This is a genomic window from Stenotrophomonas maltophilia group sp. LNF247 (assembly GCF_054083135.1).
The window spans coordinates 1-16,024 of the sequence record NZ_JBSRQL010000004.1 but is presented as its reverse complement, the minus strand read 5'-3'; the positions used below and the strand labels follow the sequence as shown (position 1 = coordinate 16,024).

Genomic DNA, 16,024 nt, shown 5'->3' with positions numbered 1-16,024 from the left:
GCGCTGCCGGTTCCCGTGCCGATGGAGATGACGTCACGCGCATCCAGCACCGCGCTGGAACCGGCCGCGCTGCTGGAGGGCTTCCTGGCCCACCCGCCGCTCGGATTCGAGGCAGGCCGCCTTCCCAGCGGCCTGCCGACCTTCCGTGCGCCGCTCGACCTGACCACCACGATGGATGACGAACTGCGCGGCAGGCTGCTCGGCCTGCCGCTGTCGCGCCTGTGGCGGCCGTGGATCACCTGGAAGACGCGCTTCGTCGGTGCCACCAGCACCGAGTACACCCCGCTGCCGGCACACGTTGCCCCGGAGGCGCTGGCCGAGGACGTGACGCGTCACGCGATCGGCGATACCCGGCTGCTGGTGGTGAAGGACCTGGCAGTCGATTCACCGCTGCTGGACGACGCGGCCAACGCACACAGCGGCGCCTTCCTGCAGGCGCTGCTGGCACGCGGCTTCGTCGAACTGGAAGGCATGCCGCTGGCCTGGGTGGCGATCGATTTCGATTCGCTCGATGGCTATCTCGGCCGCCTGTCATCCTCGCGCCGCAAGAACATCCGTCGCAAGTTGCGTTCGCGCGATGACCTGCAGATCGACTGCATCGCCACCGGCAACCCGGCCCTGGCCGACCCGCAACTGCAGGCCGAACTGTACGCGCTGTACCTGGACGTATACGCGCAGAGCGCGGTGCATTTCGACCAGCTCGACCTGTCCTATTTCCAATACCTGCTGGCCGACAGCCAGGGCCAGGGCCAGGGCCGCATGTTCCTGTACCGCCACCAGGGTCTGCTGATCGGCTGGAACCTGTGCTACATCCACGCCGGAAAGCTGGTGGACAAGTATATTGGCCTGGCCTACCCGCAATCACGCGAGCACAACCTGTACGCGGTCAGCTGGATGCACAACATCGAGTACGCCCTGCAGCACGGCCTGAGCCACTACGTGGCCGGCTGGACCGACTCGCGCATCAAGGCCGAACTGGGTGCGCGCTTCACCTCCACCCGGCATGCGATCCATGCCCGTTCCCCGCTGCTGCGTGCCGCCCTTCGCAGGCTGGCCCCGTACCTGCAGGGCGAACCTGATGGAGGCGGTTGAACGATGCCGGTGCGTTCGCCGCTGATCCTGGACCTGGACGGTGGCGTGCTGCCGCTGCCCCGGGCGCAGATCCTGGCCCTGCCGCAGTGGCACGACCCGCTGCGCTTTGCCTGCAGCAATGCCACCCTGGACCGTTTCGCCGCCGAAGTGCTGGCACCGCTGCCCGCGCAGCTCGGCACGGTCATGCTCGGCAGTGGTGACTTCCACCATCTCAGCCTGCCGCTGCTGCGCCGCATGCATGGGCAGGCGCCATTCCAGCTGGTCGTGCTGGACAACCATCCGGACAACATGCGTTTCCCGTTCGGCATGCACTGCGGCTCGTGGGTAAACGCCGCCAGCAAGCTGCCGCAGATCTCGCACATCCATGTGCTCGGCGTCACCTCCAGGGACATCGGCCTCGGTCATGCCTGGGAGAACCACTGGCGACCGCTGATGTGCGGTCGCCTGACCTACTGGTGCATGGATGTGGACGTGGGCTGGGGCCATCGCCTCGGCATGGGCCACGCCTTCCGCCGTTTCGAGCATCCCGAGGCCCTGGTCGCCGCGTTCGCCGCCGAGCAGGCCACGTCACCGCAGCCGACCTATCTGTCGATCGACAAGGATGTGTTCGCCGAGGACGTTGCCCGCAGCAACTGGGACCAGGGCCGCTTCCAGCTGGAACACGCGCTGGTGGTGATCGAAGCACTGCGCGCCGGTGGCCTGGTCGGCAGTGACATCACCGGCGAAGTGTCGCTGGCCCACTACCGCAGCCGCTTCAAGCGCTGGCTGTCCTCGCTGGATGGCCAGCCCGACATCCGTGTCGATGACCTGCCCGCGTGGCAGGCGCGGCACCAACAGGTGAACCGCGAGCTGCTGGCGGCTATGGCTTCGGTGCCAACCGCCTGCTGACCGCGTCCGGTCGTGCCGGCCGCTGGCCGGCAACCTCGTTGTTCCCGGGCGCATGCGGATGCCGGCCAGCGGCCGGCACTACACTGGACTTCCGCCCCGGAGCCGCCGCGATGCCCCAGACCGTCATCCCGCAACTGCGCATGCACCACGCCGATACCACCCTGCCGTTCTACGTGCAGGGACTGGGTTTCGTAGTCGACTGGGAACACCGCTTCGAACCAGGCTTCCCACTGTTCGCCCAGCTCACCCGCGACGGCCAGACGATCTTCCTCACCGAGCACAGCGGCGACTGTGAGGTCGGCGGCGCGGTGTACTTCATCGTCGAGGACGTAGACGCGCTGCACCGCGCCTTCAGCGCCGCGGGTGTCCCCATCGAACAGCCGCCGCATGACACCGAATGGGGCAGCCGCGAGATGCGGCTGCGTGACCCCGACGGCAACCGCCTGCGCTTTGCCACCCACCTGGACTGAACAACGCGGGCTTGAGGCGGATATACGAAACATATACGCTTCGTATATTCCCACTCCAGGACCGCCGATGGGCATCGTCAACATCGATGACACCCTGCACGACCAGTTGCGCCGTGCCTGCACTGTCTCCAGCCGTTCGATCAACGCCCAGGCCAACTTCTGGATCCGGGTCGGCATGCTGTGCGAGATGAACCCCACGCTGAGCTTCCAGGACATCGTCGCCAGCGAACTGCGGGCTGCCGGGGTGCAGCCGCCGCTGCTGGCACCGGGACAGGTCTGAGCAGATGGCGATCATCAAGCGCCCCGACGAGATCGCGCTGATGGCCGAATCCGGGCGCCTGCTTGCGCAGGTGTTCGCCGCGCTCGACCGGCTGCCACTGCAGGGCCGCAGCACGATGGAGATCAACGATTTCGTCGAACGCATGATCGTTGACGAGCTGCAGGCGCGGCCGGCCAGCAAGGGCCAGTACGGCTTCCCGTACGTGCTCAACGCCTCGATCGACAACGTGATCTGCCACGGCGTACCCAGCACCACCGACGTGCTGCGTAACGGCCAGATCGTCAACCTCGACATCACCCTGGAGAAGAACGGCTACATCGCCGACTCCAGCACCACCTACCTGGTGGGCGAGGTCGACTACGCCGCGCGCAGGCTGGTGCAGACCGCCTACCAGGCGATGTGGAAAGGCATCGCTGCGGTGCGCCCCGGCGCGCACCTGGGCGATATCGGCCACGCCATCGCCCGCCACGCGCGCAGCCACGGCTACAGCGTGGTGAAGGAATACTGCGGCCACGGCATCGGCCAGGAAATGCACGAGGAACCGCAGATCCTGCACTACGGCCATCCCAACACCGGCAGGGTGCTGGAAGAAGGCATGGTGTTCACCATCGAGCCGATGCTCAACCAGGGCAAGCCGGCCATCCGCCAACAGCCGGACGAATGGCCGGTCTACACCCGCGACGGCAAACTGTCGGCGCAGTTCGAGCACACGGTGGCGGTAACCCGCACCGGTGTGTGCGTACTGACCCTGCGCCCCGGCGAAGCGCCACTGTGCGCGGTGGACGCGGCCTAGAGCGGACGCAACAGCAACAGTGTCGCCAGGCAGAACATGAAGACCGCCACGGCGGCATCCAGCACCCGCCAGGCACCTGGCCTGCGGAACACCGGCTGCAACAGGCGCGCGCCATAGCCCAGAGAACAGAACCAGGCCACGCTGGCCAGGCACGCCCCGGCGGCGAAGGCCCAGCGCAGGTCACCCGGGTAGCGCGTGGACAGACTGCCCAGCAGCACCACGGTATCCAGGTAGACGTGCGGATTGAGCAGGGTGAAGGCCAGGCAGGTCAGCAGCACCTGGCGCGCGCTGCCGCCCTGCGCCTCGGCCGCGGCCAGTGCACTGCCTCCGCGCCACGCGCGCAGCCCTGCCCGCAGGCCATACCACAGCAGGAACGCGGCGCCACCGAAGCGCAGCACCTGCAGCAGCAGCGGCCACTGCAGCACCAGCGCGCCCATGCCGCCGACGCCGGCCAGTATCAGCGCGATGTCCGCGCCGGCACAGGCAGCCACCACCGTTCCGACATGCCGACGCTGCAACCCTTGTCGCAGCACGAAGGCATTCTGTGCGCCGATGGCGATGATCAGGCCGGCACCCGCGAACAGGCCGGCGGCAATGGCGGCGATCCACATCAGGAAGGCCCAGGCAGCGAGGGGACGCGCAGGGTGCGGCCAATTGCCCTGTTTAGACAATCTGATTTTTCTTTATCCTGTGCAGGAAAACTGAAGAGGCGACGGCATGGACCTGGTACATCCGCAGCTGGCCGCATTCGCTGCGGTGCTGGAAGAAGGCAGCTTCGAGGCCGCGGCACGCCGCCTGTCGATCAGCCCGTCGGCACTGTCGCAGCGGGTCAAGGCGCTGGAAGACCGCCTCGGCCAGGTACTGGTGGTGCGCCAGGCACCCTGCCGACCGACCGCCGCGGGGGAAGCACTGCTGCGCCGGGTACGGCCGATGCAGGCACTGGAAGCCGAGGCGCTGGCCGAGCTGCTGCCCGAGCGTGGCAACGACGCTGCGCGTACGCCCATCCCCCTGGCGGTCAACGACGACTCGCTTGACACCTGGTTCGTGCCGGCCATCGCCGACCTGCACCAGCGCCATGGCTACCTGTTCGACCTGCGCATGGACGACCAGGACCACACCCTGCAACTGCTGCGCGATGGCAGCGTGCTCGGCGCGGTCACCGCCGAAAGCCAGCCGGTGAAGGGCTGCAACGTATACCCGCTCGGCGCCATGCGGTACCAAGCGATTGCTTCGCCCAGCTTCGCCCGCCAGTACTTCAGCGACGGCATGCAGGCTGCGGCACTGGCGCGCGCACCGATGCTGGTGTTCAACCGCAAAGATGAACTGCAATGGCGCTTCGTGCGGCGCCTGACCCGCGCGCGCCTGCAGCCGCCGCTACACTACCTGCCCTCCTCCACCGGTTTCGTCGAAGCCGCCGCGTGCGGACTCGGCTGGGGCATGGCCCCAGAAACCCTGGTCGCGCCCGCCGTGTGCGCTGGCCGCGTGGTGGTCCTGGAACCCCGCCGCTGGCTCGATGTGCCGCTGTACTGGCAGCATGCCGCCGTGCGCTCAAGCACGCTGCAGCACATCACCCAGGCGCTGCGCACTGCGGCCAGCGGCACCCTTCGTTGAGGACGAAACGATGATCGCAGACCCGGGCTTCACGCCGCGCGCACTACCGTTTGCGCACTTCTTTACCACTGGGACGGCATGGGCGTGATCGGCCGACGTACAAGGATGCACCGCGCGAAGGCCGCACTGGCGCTGGTGCTGGCGACCTGCCTGCCAACCGCTGCCCCCGCGCAGCCCACCAGCGACGCCCCCGCATTGGACTGGGAACAGGCACGGCAACGCCTGGAGCAGGTCTCCGATGCGCTGGCGGCCGCTGATGCAGCGGTACGCAACAAGCAGGACCTGCAGGACGCCACGCGCCTGCTGCGCCTGCCGGAGATCACCGGCGAAGTGCGCCGGCTGCAGTTCCAGAAGACCCTGACCCTGCCACTGGGTTCGCTGGCGCCGGTGGCTGAAGCCTTCGGTATCGATTCGCCACTGTCGTTCACCGAGCGCGACTGGCGTACACGCCCGGTAGTGACCGCGGTGCTGCCGCTGTACACCGGCGGCGTGATCCCGGCCGCGCAACGTGCGGCCAGCGCCGCCCATGAGCAGGCCAACGCCGAGCGCGAGGCACAGCGCCAATCATTGACCGTGCAGCTGGCCCAGGCCTACTTCGGCCAGCGCCTGGCCGAGCAGGCGGTGGACGTGCGCCGCGACGTGCGCGACGGCCTCAACCGCCACCTGTCCGATGCCGAAAAGCTCGAACGCGAGGGCTTCGCCACCCGCGCCCAGCGCCTGCAGGCCACCGTGGCCCGCGACAAGGCCGAGCGCGAGTATCAGAAGACGGTGAATGACCTGGCCACGCTGAAGGCCGCGCTGTCCACGCTGCTGCGCAGTGGTGGCGAGGTGCAGCCGGTGTCGCCGCTGTTCGTGCAGCGCGTGCCGCTGGAACCGGTGACCAGCTTCGAGCGCACGGCGCAGGCGCGCCAGCCGCAGATCGCGCGCTTGCGCGCGATGGTGGCGCAGGCCGAACAGGGCGTGCGGGTGCAGCAGGCCAAGCTGAAGCCGCAGATCTTCGCCTTCGGCCAATACGACTTCCGTCGCCGCGACGAGATGCTGACCGACCCGGACTGGGCGTTCGGCATCGGGCTGAAGTACACCTTCCTGTCACCGAACTCGCGGCCGGCGCAGATCAGCGCCGCGCGTGCACAACAGGACCAGGCCGAAGCCGGCCTGCGCGAGGCCGAGAACCAGGTCGCACTGGGTGTGCGCAAGGCCTGGAACGAACTGGAAACCGCGCGCCAGCAGTTCGTGCTGCTCGACAGCAGCATCGCCCAGGCACAGGAAAACCTGCGCCTGCAGGAGCTGGCATTCCGCGAAGGCCAGGCCACCTCGCTGGATGTGATCGATGCGCGGCTCGGCTTGGGCGGCGCCCGTGTCGAGCGCGCACAGGCCGCCTACCAATACGACATTGCGCTGGCACAGTTGCTGGAGATCAGTGGACAGATGGACCGTTTCGAAGAATTCCGGCGGCGTGCGGACGAGGTGATCGACCATGAGTGATGTGCTGCACGACGATGCGACGACGCCCCCCGGCAAGCGACGGCTGGGACCGATCCTGCTGGTGGTCCTGCTGGTCGCGGTGGTGCTGGGCCTGTGGCTGGCCTGGCGCAGCCCGGCCGACCAGATCCAGGGCATGGCCGATGCGGATACGATCAACGTGGCCGCCAAGATCACCGCGCGCGTGGCCGAGCTGAAGGTGCGCGAGGGCGATCGCGTGCAGCCCGGGCAGGTGCTGTTCCTGCTCGACAGCCCCGAAGTGGCCGCCAAGGAACAGCAGGCGCACGGCGCATTGGCGGCTGCGCAGGCGGTGGCCGACAAGGCCGACGAAGGCGCGCGCAGCGAAGACATCCGCGCCGCCGAAGCGAACTGGAAGCGCGCCGAAGCCGGCGCGGCACTGGCCGAAGCCACCTACCGGCGCGTGCAGAACCTGTTCAACGAAGGGGTGATGACCCGGCAGAAGCGCGATGAAGCGCATGCCCAGGCCACCAGTTCGCGCGAACTGGCCCGCGCCGCCCGCGCGCAGTACGACATGGCCCTGGCCGGCGCCCGAGAGCAGGACAAGCGCGCCGCGCAGGGCCAGGTGCAGCAGGCGCAGGGCGCGGTGGCCGAAGTCAACGCGGCGCGTGCCGAAGTGGAGGGACGCGCGCCGGTGGCGGGCGAGATCAACAAGCGCATGGCCGACCCGGGCGAGCTGGTGCCGGCCGGCTATCCGGTGTTCACCCTGGTCGACATCGACCGCATGTGGGTCGCCATGAACCTGCGCGAATCGCAGATGCAGGGCCTGAAGGTCGGCAGCAAGCTGCAGGGCAGCGTGCCGGCGCTCGGCCTGGACGGCGAATTCGAGGTCTACTTCATCAATCCGGCCGGTGACTATGCAACCTGGCGTACCACCCGCCAGTCGTCCGGCTATGACGTCCGCAGCTTCGAGGTGCGGGTGCGCCCGGTACGCCGCATCGAGGGCTTCCGCCCCGGCATGAGCGTGCTGTTCGCATGGCCCCAGCACTGAGCCCGGACCGCAACGGCTTCGCCGCTTCGTGGCGACGCGAGCTGCAGTCGCTGCGCGGCAACCGTGCCGACCTGCTGCTGGTCACCTTGCTGCCGCTACTGATGCTGGTAGTGATGGCATGGATGTTCACGCCGTCGGTGATGCGCGACATCCCGATTGCTGTGGTCGACCTTGACCACAGCAGTGACAGCCGCCTGCTGCTGCGCATGCTCGACGCAAGTCCCGGCGTACGCGTCGCCAGCCAGCCAGCGGACCTGGAGGAGGCACGTTCGCAGCTGCGCCGCCTGGACGTGTTCGCCATCGTGCTGGTGCCGCGCGATGTCACCCGGCAGGCGCTGCGTGGGCGCCAGGGCACGGTGTTCGCCTATTACAACGCCACCTACATGACCACCGGCCAATCGGCGTCGCGCGACATCGGCGAGGCGGTTTCCGCATGGAATGCACGCCTGCTGCGCGAGCGCATTGGCCTGCAGGTCGGCCCGGGCGAGCTGCGTGCGGCGCCGATCGCTGTGCAGTCGGACATCCTCTACAACCCGGCACGCAGCTACGAGCTGTTCCTGCTGCCGCTGATCTTCCCGGCGGTGCTGTCACTGGTACTGGCACTTGCGGTGGCCGGCAGCCTCGGCCGCGAGGTCCGCGATGGCACCCTGCCCGCCTGGCTGGGCCGCACGCCGTGGTCGGCGATTGCCGGCAAGGTCGCGCCGTACCTCCTGCTGTTCTCGCTGTATGGCGCGCTCGGCATCGGTTACCTGGCATGGCTGCGTGGCGACGGCGTGGCCGGCAGCGTACTTCTGCTGCTGCTCGCGCAGCCGTTGTTCTACCTGGCCACGGCCGCCTACGCGCTGTTCTTCGTCGGCGTCACCCGCGACATGGGCACCGCACTGTCCGCGGTGGGCCTCAGCATCGGCACCGCACTGGCGTTCTCCAGCGCCACGTTCCCGGTGCTGGACGGGCCGTTGTTCACCCGCATCTGGCATCAGCTGCTGCCATTGAGCGCCTACATCAAGCTGCAGACCCAACAGCAGTTCATCGGCTCGCCGCTGCAGGTTTCGGCATGGCCGCTGGCTACGCTGCTATTGATGACGGTGGTGGCCGGGGGCATCGGCGGGCTGCGCCTGATCGCCTTTGCGCGTACCCCAGAAGCCGCACAGCCGGCGGGGGGCGACGCATGAGCGTACTCTGGCGCAGCCTCCGGCAGACCCTGATGGCGGTCCTGTGCGACCGCTACGCGATCGTGGTGATGGTCGGCGCAGTGATCCTGTACTCGTTCTTCTATCCGGCCGCCTACCGGCACCAGGTGGCCGGCAACCTGCCGGTGCTGGTGGTGGACGAAGACCACAGCGCGACCAGCCGCGAGCTGCTGCGCAAGCTCGACGCACTGCGCGTTGCGCGCGTGGTCGGGCAACCGGCGGACGTCGACAGCGCACGCCGGCAGCTGGAAGCCGGCCAGGCCGAGGGGATCGTCGTGATCCCGGCCAATCTGGAGCGCGACATCCTGCGCGGCCATCCAGCCAAGCTGGTACTGCTTGGCAACGGCGCCTACCTGGGCCGCGCCAGCTGGGTGCTGGGCAGCGTAGCTGACGCGCTGGGTGCGTTCGGGCGTGATGCCGTGGTCGGCCAGGCCGCCTTCATGGGTGCACCGCAGGCCCCGCCGGTCACGCTTGTGCAGCGTCCGCTGTACAACACCCAGGAAGGCTATGGCAGCGCGATCGTGCCCGGGGTGGCCGAGCTGATCGTGCACCAGACGCTGTTGATGGGCATCGGCGTTCTGCTCGGCGGCCGCCGCCTCGCACTGGGCCGGCGCCTGCGCTTCGACCTGCCGACGCTGGCCGGCATGGCGTTGGGCTTCGGCCTGATCGGACTGTTCGGCCTGTTCTGGTACGCCGGTTTCACTGCCTGGGCGCAGGACTACCCGCGCGGCGGCAACCCGATAGGCCAGCTGCTGGGCGGCACCTTGTTCATCGCCGTCACCGTGGCCTTCGGCCTGTTGGTCGGCAGCTTCTTCCGCACCCGCGAGCGCGCCTTCCAGTACATCGTCGCCACCTCGATCCCGCTGTTTTTCCTGGCCAACCTGTCGTGGCCGGCGGTGATGACGCCGCAACCGCTGGTCTGGCTGGCACAGCTGCTGCCCACCACCTCGGGCATCAACCTGATGGTGCGCCTGAACCAGATGGATGCCCGCCTGACCGACGTCAGCCACGAACTGATCACCCTCACCCTTCTGCTGCTGCTTTACGGCAGCCTCGCCGCCTGGCGCCTCCTGGCCCGAAAAGGGGACGGAGGGGATTAAGTCGCAGGCAACCTCTTCAAGGGCTGCGGCATGGCCGCTTCGAGCCGACGCTCAGGGATCCGGGGCGTACCAGAACGGGATGCGGAACGCGCGACGCCGTCCGCCCCCGCGCTCGCCGCCTGTGGCATTCCACACCAGTTCCAGGTCATGGCGTCCGGGCGCGAGGCCGCGGGTAGGCAGGTACCCCACCAGTCCGCGCATATCCAGGTCGCGCCGCTCCATGGGCACGAAGCCATGCAGGTCGACCGGGGCGCCGTCCAGCTTGACCTGCCAGAGCCGGGAAAGGCACTCCACTGCGGCGTTGGCGGCCTGTTGCCCGGAGGCTTCATTGTGCGCGTCCGGAAGTGCGGTGCAATGCTGGCGCGCCAGCGGATTGTCGCGTTGCGGGCGATGCGGAATGAACACGCGAAGCTGCCCACCGCTGATCGTGTCCGACGGGATCATCGGGTACGGCAGCAGCTGGTCATGCGCCGAACGCATCGATTCGTAATGCGCACTCAGCATGCCGTGCTCAACCGCCGCTTCCGTGACGATCTGGTACCGGTTGAACAGCGAGAACTTCAACGACGCCATCACCTGCACGGCGGCCAGCAGCATCGCTACCAGCACCGCGAACAGGTAGGCCGCCGTGAACGAGCGCGAGCGCAGGTTGCTCTGCATGGTCAGCTGCATGGTCTGCATCAGGCGCAACAGCGGAACCCGTTGCAGGGCCGCCAGCATGCCCTGCAGGAGTCGCTGCGGTCGCTCATGGGGCTGCCCGCGCGCCTGCCGCCGCGCCACGATCTTTTCCAGGATCCCGGGGGTAACAGCCAGCGTCAACAGTGCGGCCAGCACGCTGCACAGGGCGAGCATGGCGACATGATCGGCGCCACCTGACAGCGCGCCGATCACCATCGACACACCGAGCGTCAGGACGGCCAACACCAGCGTGCCCGCCAATGTCTGTAAGGCAAGCAGGGTGGTCGAGAACAGCATCGTCGCCAGCCGGTCGGCCCGTTCGATGCTGCCATCGAGGCCTCCGTCCCGGGCCTGCAGGAAAGCGCGCGTGACCGCCCCCATTCTTGGCAGGCGCGCCCAGTCAATGCCATCGGGGAAATGCGACCGGAGGCCGATCAGCCCGATCCAGTAGCCGCGCACCGTGAGGTGGATGATCAAGGCGACTGCCAGCACATAGCACATGCCGACACTGATGCTGAAACCGAACCAGAGCATCTGGAAGTACATGCCTTCGGTGTGCAGGCTGCTGCGCGCCCAAGCGTCGAACAGATAGCCCGGCACGGCCAGCAGCGCGAACGCCAGCAGGCCCGAAATGAACAGCTCGAGTTCATCGGTGCGATCACGCACCCGTTGGGGATGGGCGGTCGCTTCCGCTATCGGGTCATGCCCGGCGAGCGGTGCCGGTTGGGGAGCTGGAGCCGATTCGTTCACTGGACGTTCATCCGTTGAGTCGGCGCAGTATAGGCATGACGCCAGATTCAGCGATACGGGTCCGGAACGACGAACGCCGGCGCGGGGCCGGCGTTCGAATACTGCGATGTGGAAGGGCCGAACAGGTGTGGCAGCGACCGATCAACGATAGACGCGTTCGCAGCGGCGCTCGACGACGCGGTCGCCGTTCTTCTGCTGGCTGTTGCCCTGGATCTGGCGACCAGCCGCACCACCGGCCACGGCGCCCGCCACGGTAGCGAGCTTCTTGCCGTTGCCGCCGCCCACCTGGTTGCCCAGCAGGCCGCCGATTACCGCGCCGGTTGCCGTACCGGCAATGCGGTTCGGATCGCGCGAGTTGCGCTGCACTTCCACGTTCTTGCAGACCACGCGGCTACCGTCGTTGAACCTGCGCCCCTCATCTCGCGGGCCGTAAGTCTGCGCGCCGGCCACCGACGAGGCCGCCAGCAGGGTACCCAGCACAAGCAATCGGGTCGAGGTCTTCATGGCCATCTCCTGAGTTCCGGTACGGGGCCAGTGTCCCCCAGCGGTTGGCAACCGGAAGTGAAATGGGCGTGTCCCCATTCTCGCCGGCCATCGCGCGTTCAGGGAAAAAATCCGCGCCCATCACGGTCAACGATCGTGATGGGCGCCGTCTCCCTGCCGGCATGCGCTGTTGCTAGAACTCTTCCCAGCCGCCCGCGTTCGCAGCCAGCGTCGGCTCGATGCGTGGTACCAGTACCCCCGGCCGGCGTACCGGAGTCACTTTCGCCGCGACCGCGGCCAGGACCGGGCGCACGGCTGCGGCCGTGGTTGCCGCACTGATGCGGAACACCGAAACCGCTTCGGCCAGCAGATTGGCCTGCTCCTCCATGGAACGAGCCGCGGCGCTGGCCTCTTCCACCAGCGCCGCGTTCTGCTGCGTGGTCTCGTCCATCTGCACCACCGCCTGGTTGACCTGTTCAATGCCCGAGCTCTGCTCCTGCGATGCGGCAGATATCTCGGCCATGATGTCGGTCACCCGCTGCACCGAGGCCACCACCTCGCCCATGGTGGTGCCAGCCTGGCGGACCAGCGCCGAGCCGTCGGCGACCTTGCCAACCGAATCCTCGATCAGGCCCTTGATTTCCTTGGCCGCACCCGCCGAGCGCTGTGCCAGTGTGCGCACCTCACTGGCCACCACCGCAAAGCCCCTGCCCTGTTCACCGGCTCGCGCGGCTTCCACCGCCGCGTTCAACGCCAGGATGTTGGTCTGGAAAGCAATGCCATCGATGACCGAGATGATCTCGGCGATCTTCTTCGACGAGGCCTCGATCGCCGACATCGTGGTGACTACCTGGCCGACCACCTCGCCGCCCTGCGAAGCGACACCGTGCGCGCCGATCGCGAGTTGATTGGCCTGGCGTGCGTGCTCGGCATTCTGCTTCACGGTGGAGGTCAGTTCCTCCATCGACGCCGCAGTCTCTTCCAGGTTCGCCGCCTGCTGCTCGGTGCGCCGCGACAGGTCGGTGTTGCCCGCGGCGATCTCGCCTGCCGCCAGGTTGATGCTGGACGCGCTGGCCTGGATGCGGCCGACGATCTGCGTGAGCTGGTCGACGGTGGCGTTGCAGTCATCGCGCATCCGGGCGAACACCCCGTGGAAGTCCCCCTGCATGCGCACGGTCAGGTCACCGCGCGAGATGGACTGCAACAGGCTCGATACCTGCACCAGGTTCTCGTCGGTGGTCTGCATCAGCCGGTTGAGCCCGGCCACCATGTCGTGGAAATCGTGAGCGAAGCGCTGCTCGTCACCGCGCAGGCTGAAGTCCCCCGCCGCTGCTGCCGTCGCCAGCCTGCGGATCTCACCGTTGATCGCTGACAGGCTGGCCTTGGTCTCGTCCATCGCCTGGGTGATCGCGGCCTTCTCGCCCGGCAGAGGATCCATGTCTACCGACAGATCGCCCCTGGCGTAGTGCTTCATTACTTCGATCAACCGGTTCTGCACCTGCACATGCGAGCCGACGAGCGCATTGGTCTCGTGCACCATGCGCCCGTAGTCACCGGGGAAGGCGCTCTCATCCATGCGATAGCTGAGGCTGCCCGCATCGTGCTGGCGAGCCAGTTCCCCCTGCGCCGCCATCACAGACTGCAATTGCGCCTGCATGCGCTGCATCGACCTGAGCAGCTGCGTCACCTCATCGTTGCCGGAGGCGTCGATGCTGCTGTCCAGCCGCCCGTTGGCGATGCCATCGGCGAGCTTCACGGCTCCCTCCAGCGGCCGGGTCAGGCTGCGGGTGATGGCCCATGCGGCCAGCGAGCCGAGTATCAGGCTCAGCACGCCGAACACGATCGACAAGGTGCCGGTCCACGCCTCGGTCGCGCGGTAGTCCTCGCGGCTGCGCGCCGTCAGCACCTCCTGGTGCCGCAGCAGGGTGGAGATCGCCTCGTTCCAGGCCGTCGCCAGGCCCTGCTCGGCAAGCAGCTCCTTGGCTGCACCGTCGAAATCGCCGGCCTTCATGCGCTCATGCAGTTGCCGGGTGGACGCGTCGGTGGCCTTGCGTGCCGCGTCGATCCGCGCGACCAGCGTATCGCCGGTGGCATCACGCGGAATCTTGATGTACTTGGCCCATATGGCGTCGTAAGCCTGCGACAGCTCCTGCGCCTTCCGATAATCCCTGTCGAAATCCTCACCGCGCTTGATCACCATCAGCCGGCGCTGCATCAGCACCGCATTGTTGGTATCCAGCATCTCGTTCAACAACCGCATTTTCACCATGTTGACGTCCACCACTTTCTCGAACTGGGTGGACTTCAGGTGATTTCCGTACAACGCCAGGCCGACGATGGCGACGATGAACAGCAGCAGCAAACCAAACCCGGCGCCCAGCCGGGATCCCACTCGGAGGTTGCGTAAGGCGAGCATCTCAATTCCCTTGATCAATGGCCGTACGGTCGATGGCGGCGCAGGCAGGGGAAACTTTATGGGCCGATATTATTGTATCGATCCAGATATCCTGAAATGTGCGGGCTGTTGTGAAAACCGCGCACCGGCAAATTCCTGCAGCCGCGCATTGCAAACGTGCATCGGACCACCCAATATTCGACCTGAATGCGGGTTATTCATTTTGCGAGCCGGTGACGGCGCATGGAGAACGAGTAGCCAGCATTAACTTGGACTGCGAAGAAGCCACCAGAGGCATGTGCCACGCTTCCTTCCGCCTCTGGCCTGGGAAAGAACGTTCGATACTTTCTCGGGAGAGCCTCATGAACTCGCGCTCAGTATCGGTGTTTCTCCGGAGTAGTCCCTGGCATCCATGACCGATGCAGAAGATGCATGGCGGCGTGGCGTCCGCCCACTGCAGAGCAAGCCACCACGTTGCCAGTGCAATGATTCGCATCGTCGCTGGCCCTCTACGCATCCTTCGACGCCCGTCGTGACCTGTGGCAAAGGCGCACCGCGATGCCATATGGCATTCAGCCCGGAGCGACCGCGCAAAGCTCTCTCGTGCTGGGCCATCAACAACAGCGCGGACCACGCTACAGTCGGCGCATGACCCTCGTCCTGCAGATTGAAGGCGCCGCCATCGATGACATCGCCAGCCTTTACACGGAGATCAACCGCGTGTTCATGGCCGGCGAGGCATGGCAGCTCGGGCCGAGCCTGGACGCACTGGACGACCTGCTGCATGGCGGCTATGGCGCACTGGCTGGCCACGCGCAGGCCACGCTGATCTGGCGCGATATCGCCCACAGCCGTGCGGCGCTGGGCGTGGAGGCGACCTGCCAGTGGCTGCAGGCCAAGCTGGACGCACCAGGCAGCTTCAACGCGCGGGCGATCGCCCGCCGGCTGCAGGCGGTGCGACAGGGCGAGGGCCCGACCTACTTCGAGATCGTCATGCAGATCTTCGACAGCCATCGGCAGATCACCCTGGTCCCGGCCTGAACCCTTTTTCGTGCCGCACCGGCCTGCCACCAGTGGCGGCAGCCCTGCGCCCCAGCAGTTACCATGGACGGCCCTGTACCGGCTCCGCTGCCGCCGCCCTCCGGCGCGGCCGGACGCCCCGATTCACGAGTCCCATGTCCAAAGACAAGTCCGCCGAACATACCCCGTTGATGAAGCAGTTCTTCGCAGCCAAGTCCGAGTATCCGGACCTGCTGCTGTTCTTCCGCATGGGCGATTTCTACGAGCTGTTCTACGACGACGCGCGCAAGGCCGCGCGCCTGCTCGACATCACCCTGACCCAGCGTGGCAGTTCCGGTGGCGCACCGATCCCGATGGCCGGCGTGCCGGTGCACGCGTACGAAGGCTACCTGGCACGGCTGGTGGCGCTGGGCGAGTCGGTGGCGATCTGCGAGCAGATCGGCGATCCCGCGCTGGCCAAGGGCCTGGTCGAGCGCAAGGTGGTGCGTATCGTCACCCCCGGCACGGTCACCGACGAGGCGCTGCTGGATGAGCGCCGCGACACCCTGCTGATGGCCCTGTCGCGCAGCAAGCAGGGCTATGGCCTGGCCTGGGCCGACCTGGCCGGCGGCCGCTTCCTGGTCAACGAAGTGGAAACCGACGACGCTCTGGAAGCCGAACTGGCCCGTCTGGAACCGGCCGAGCTGCTGGTGCCGGACGAGGAGAACTGGCCGGAGTTCCTGCGCCAGCGCACCGGGGTGCGCCGCCGCGCACCGTGGCTGTTCGACGCCGACAGCGGCCGCC

At 67.3% G+C, this 16,024-nt stretch carries 16 protein-coding genes; 12 read left to right on the top strand and 4 right to left on the bottom strand.

Translation table 11 applies throughout. The annotated features are described in order from the left end of the window. Nucleotides 1–21: 21 nt before the first annotated feature. From ACTXG9_RS05380 to map, 5 genes are all read left to right on the top strand, one after another. Nucleotides 22–1,092: a GNAT family N-acetyltransferase gene (locus tag ACTXG9_RS05380; RefSeq protein WP_111098994.1), complete on the top strand. Its 1,071-nt coding sequence runs from the start codon at nt 22–24 to the stop codon at nt 1,090–1,092. Between the two features lie 3 nt (nt 1,093–1,095). Then, nucleotides 1,096–1,980: an arginase family protein gene (locus tag ACTXG9_RS05375; protein ID WP_111098995.1), complete on the top strand. Its 885-nt coding sequence runs from the start codon at nt 1,096–1,098 to the stop codon at nt 1,978–1,980. A gap of 110 nt (nt 1,981–2,090) precedes the next feature. Continuing rightward, on the top strand, nt 2,091–2,450 hold the full coding sequence (locus ACTXG9_RS05370) for a bleomycin resistance protein (RefSeq protein ID WP_111098996.1): 360 nt from the start codon (nt 2,091–2,093) through the stop codon (nt 2,448–2,450). A 67-nt stretch (nt 2,451–2,517) separates the two neighbouring features. Beyond that, a complete protein-coding gene (locus tag ACTXG9_RS05365; protein ID WP_005415768.1) occupies nt 2,518–2,730 on the top strand; it encodes a ParD-like family protein in 213 nt (70 codons plus the stop codon). Between the two features lie 10 nt (nt 2,731–2,740). Then, nucleotides 2,741–3,523: a type I methionyl aminopeptidase gene (gene map, locus ACTXG9_RS05360; protein WP_181451846.1), complete on the top strand. Its 783-nt coding sequence runs from the start codon at nt 2,741–2,743 to the stop codon at nt 3,521–3,523. Here map and ACTXG9_RS05355 read toward each other — a convergent pair. Next, nucleotides 3,520–4,134: a LysE/ArgO family amino acid transporter gene (locus tag ACTXG9_RS05355; RefSeq protein ID WP_111098998.1), complete on the bottom strand. Its 615-nt coding sequence runs from the start codon at nt 4,132–4,134 to the stop codon at nt 3,520–3,522. The genes map and ACTXG9_RS05355 overlap by 4 nt on opposite strands. Nucleotides 4,135–4,240: 106 nt before the next feature. Here ACTXG9_RS05355 and ACTXG9_RS05350 point away from each other — a divergent pair, with 106 nt between their 5' ends. From ACTXG9_RS05350 to ACTXG9_RS05330, 5 genes are all read left to right on the top strand, one after another. Continuing rightward, a complete protein-coding gene (locus tag ACTXG9_RS05350) occupies nt 4,241–5,134 on the top strand; it encodes a LysR family transcriptional regulator ArgP (RefSeq protein WP_021202486.1) in 894 nt (297 codons plus the stop codon). A 78-nt stretch (nt 5,135–5,212) separates the two neighbouring features. Continuing rightward, a complete protein-coding gene (locus ACTXG9_RS05345; protein ID WP_111102350.1) occupies nt 5,213–6,619 on the top strand; it encodes a TolC family protein in 1,407 nt (468 codons plus the stop codon). Beyond that, nucleotides 6,612–7,625, top strand: a complete 1,014-nt coding sequence (locus ACTXG9_RS05340) for an HlyD family secretion protein (protein ID WP_019659205.1) — start codon at nt 6,612–6,614, stop codon at nt 7,623–7,625. The genes ACTXG9_RS05345 and ACTXG9_RS05340 overlap by 8 nt, the downstream gene beginning before the upstream one ends. Continuing rightward, on the top strand, nt 7,610–8,797 hold the full coding sequence (locus ACTXG9_RS05335) for an ABC transporter permease (RefSeq protein ID WP_456115402.1): 1,188 nt from the start codon (nt 7,610–7,612) through the stop codon (nt 8,795–8,797). Before ACTXG9_RS05340 ends, ACTXG9_RS05335 begins: the two co-directional genes overlap by 16 nt. Continuing rightward, entirely contained in the window at nt 8,794–9,915 is a 1,122-nt protein-coding gene (locus tag ACTXG9_RS05330) for an ABC transporter permease (protein WP_111102352.1), read from the top strand. Before ACTXG9_RS05335 ends, ACTXG9_RS05330 begins: the two co-directional genes overlap by 4 nt. 51 nt (nt 9,916–9,966) lie before the next feature. Here ACTXG9_RS05330 and ACTXG9_RS05325 read toward each other — a convergent pair whose 3' ends face one another. The 3 genes from ACTXG9_RS05325 to ACTXG9_RS05315 form a co-directional block, all read right to left on the bottom strand. Then, nucleotides 9,967–11,259: a hypothetical protein gene (locus ACTXG9_RS05325; protein ID WP_181451878.1), complete on the bottom strand. Its 1,293-nt coding sequence runs from the start codon at nt 11,257–11,259 to the stop codon at nt 9,967–9,969. A 225-nt stretch (nt 11,260–11,484) separates the two neighbouring features. Continuing rightward, the gene (locus ACTXG9_RS05320; protein ID WP_014646414.1) at nt 11,485–11,853 is read right to left on the bottom strand and encodes a glycine zipper 2TM domain-containing protein; all 369 of its coding nucleotides are present in this window, start codon (nt 11,851–11,853) and stop codon (nt 11,485–11,487) included. A gap of 166 nt (nt 11,854–12,019) precedes the next feature. Next, complete coding sequence (locus ACTXG9_RS05315) at nt 12,020–14,242, bottom strand: methyl-accepting chemotaxis protein (protein WP_026346935.1); 2,223 nt, start codon at nt 14,240–14,242, stop codon at nt 12,020–12,022. Nucleotides 14,243–14,869: 627 nt separating this feature from the next. Here ACTXG9_RS05315 and ACTXG9_RS05310 point away from each other — a divergent pair. Both ACTXG9_RS05310 and ACTXG9_RS05305 read left to right on the top strand, forming a co-directional pair. Then, the gene (locus ACTXG9_RS05310) at nt 14,870–15,262 is read left to right on the top strand and encodes a barstar family protein (protein WP_111099002.1); all 393 of its coding nucleotides are present in this window, start codon (nt 14,870–14,872) and stop codon (nt 15,260–15,262) included. 134 nt (nt 15,263–15,396) lie between these two features. After that, on the top strand, nt 15,397–16,024 hold a 628-nt coding region (locus tag ACTXG9_RS05305; RefSeq protein ID WP_457654778.1), incomplete at its 3' end, for a MutS N-terminal domain-containing protein.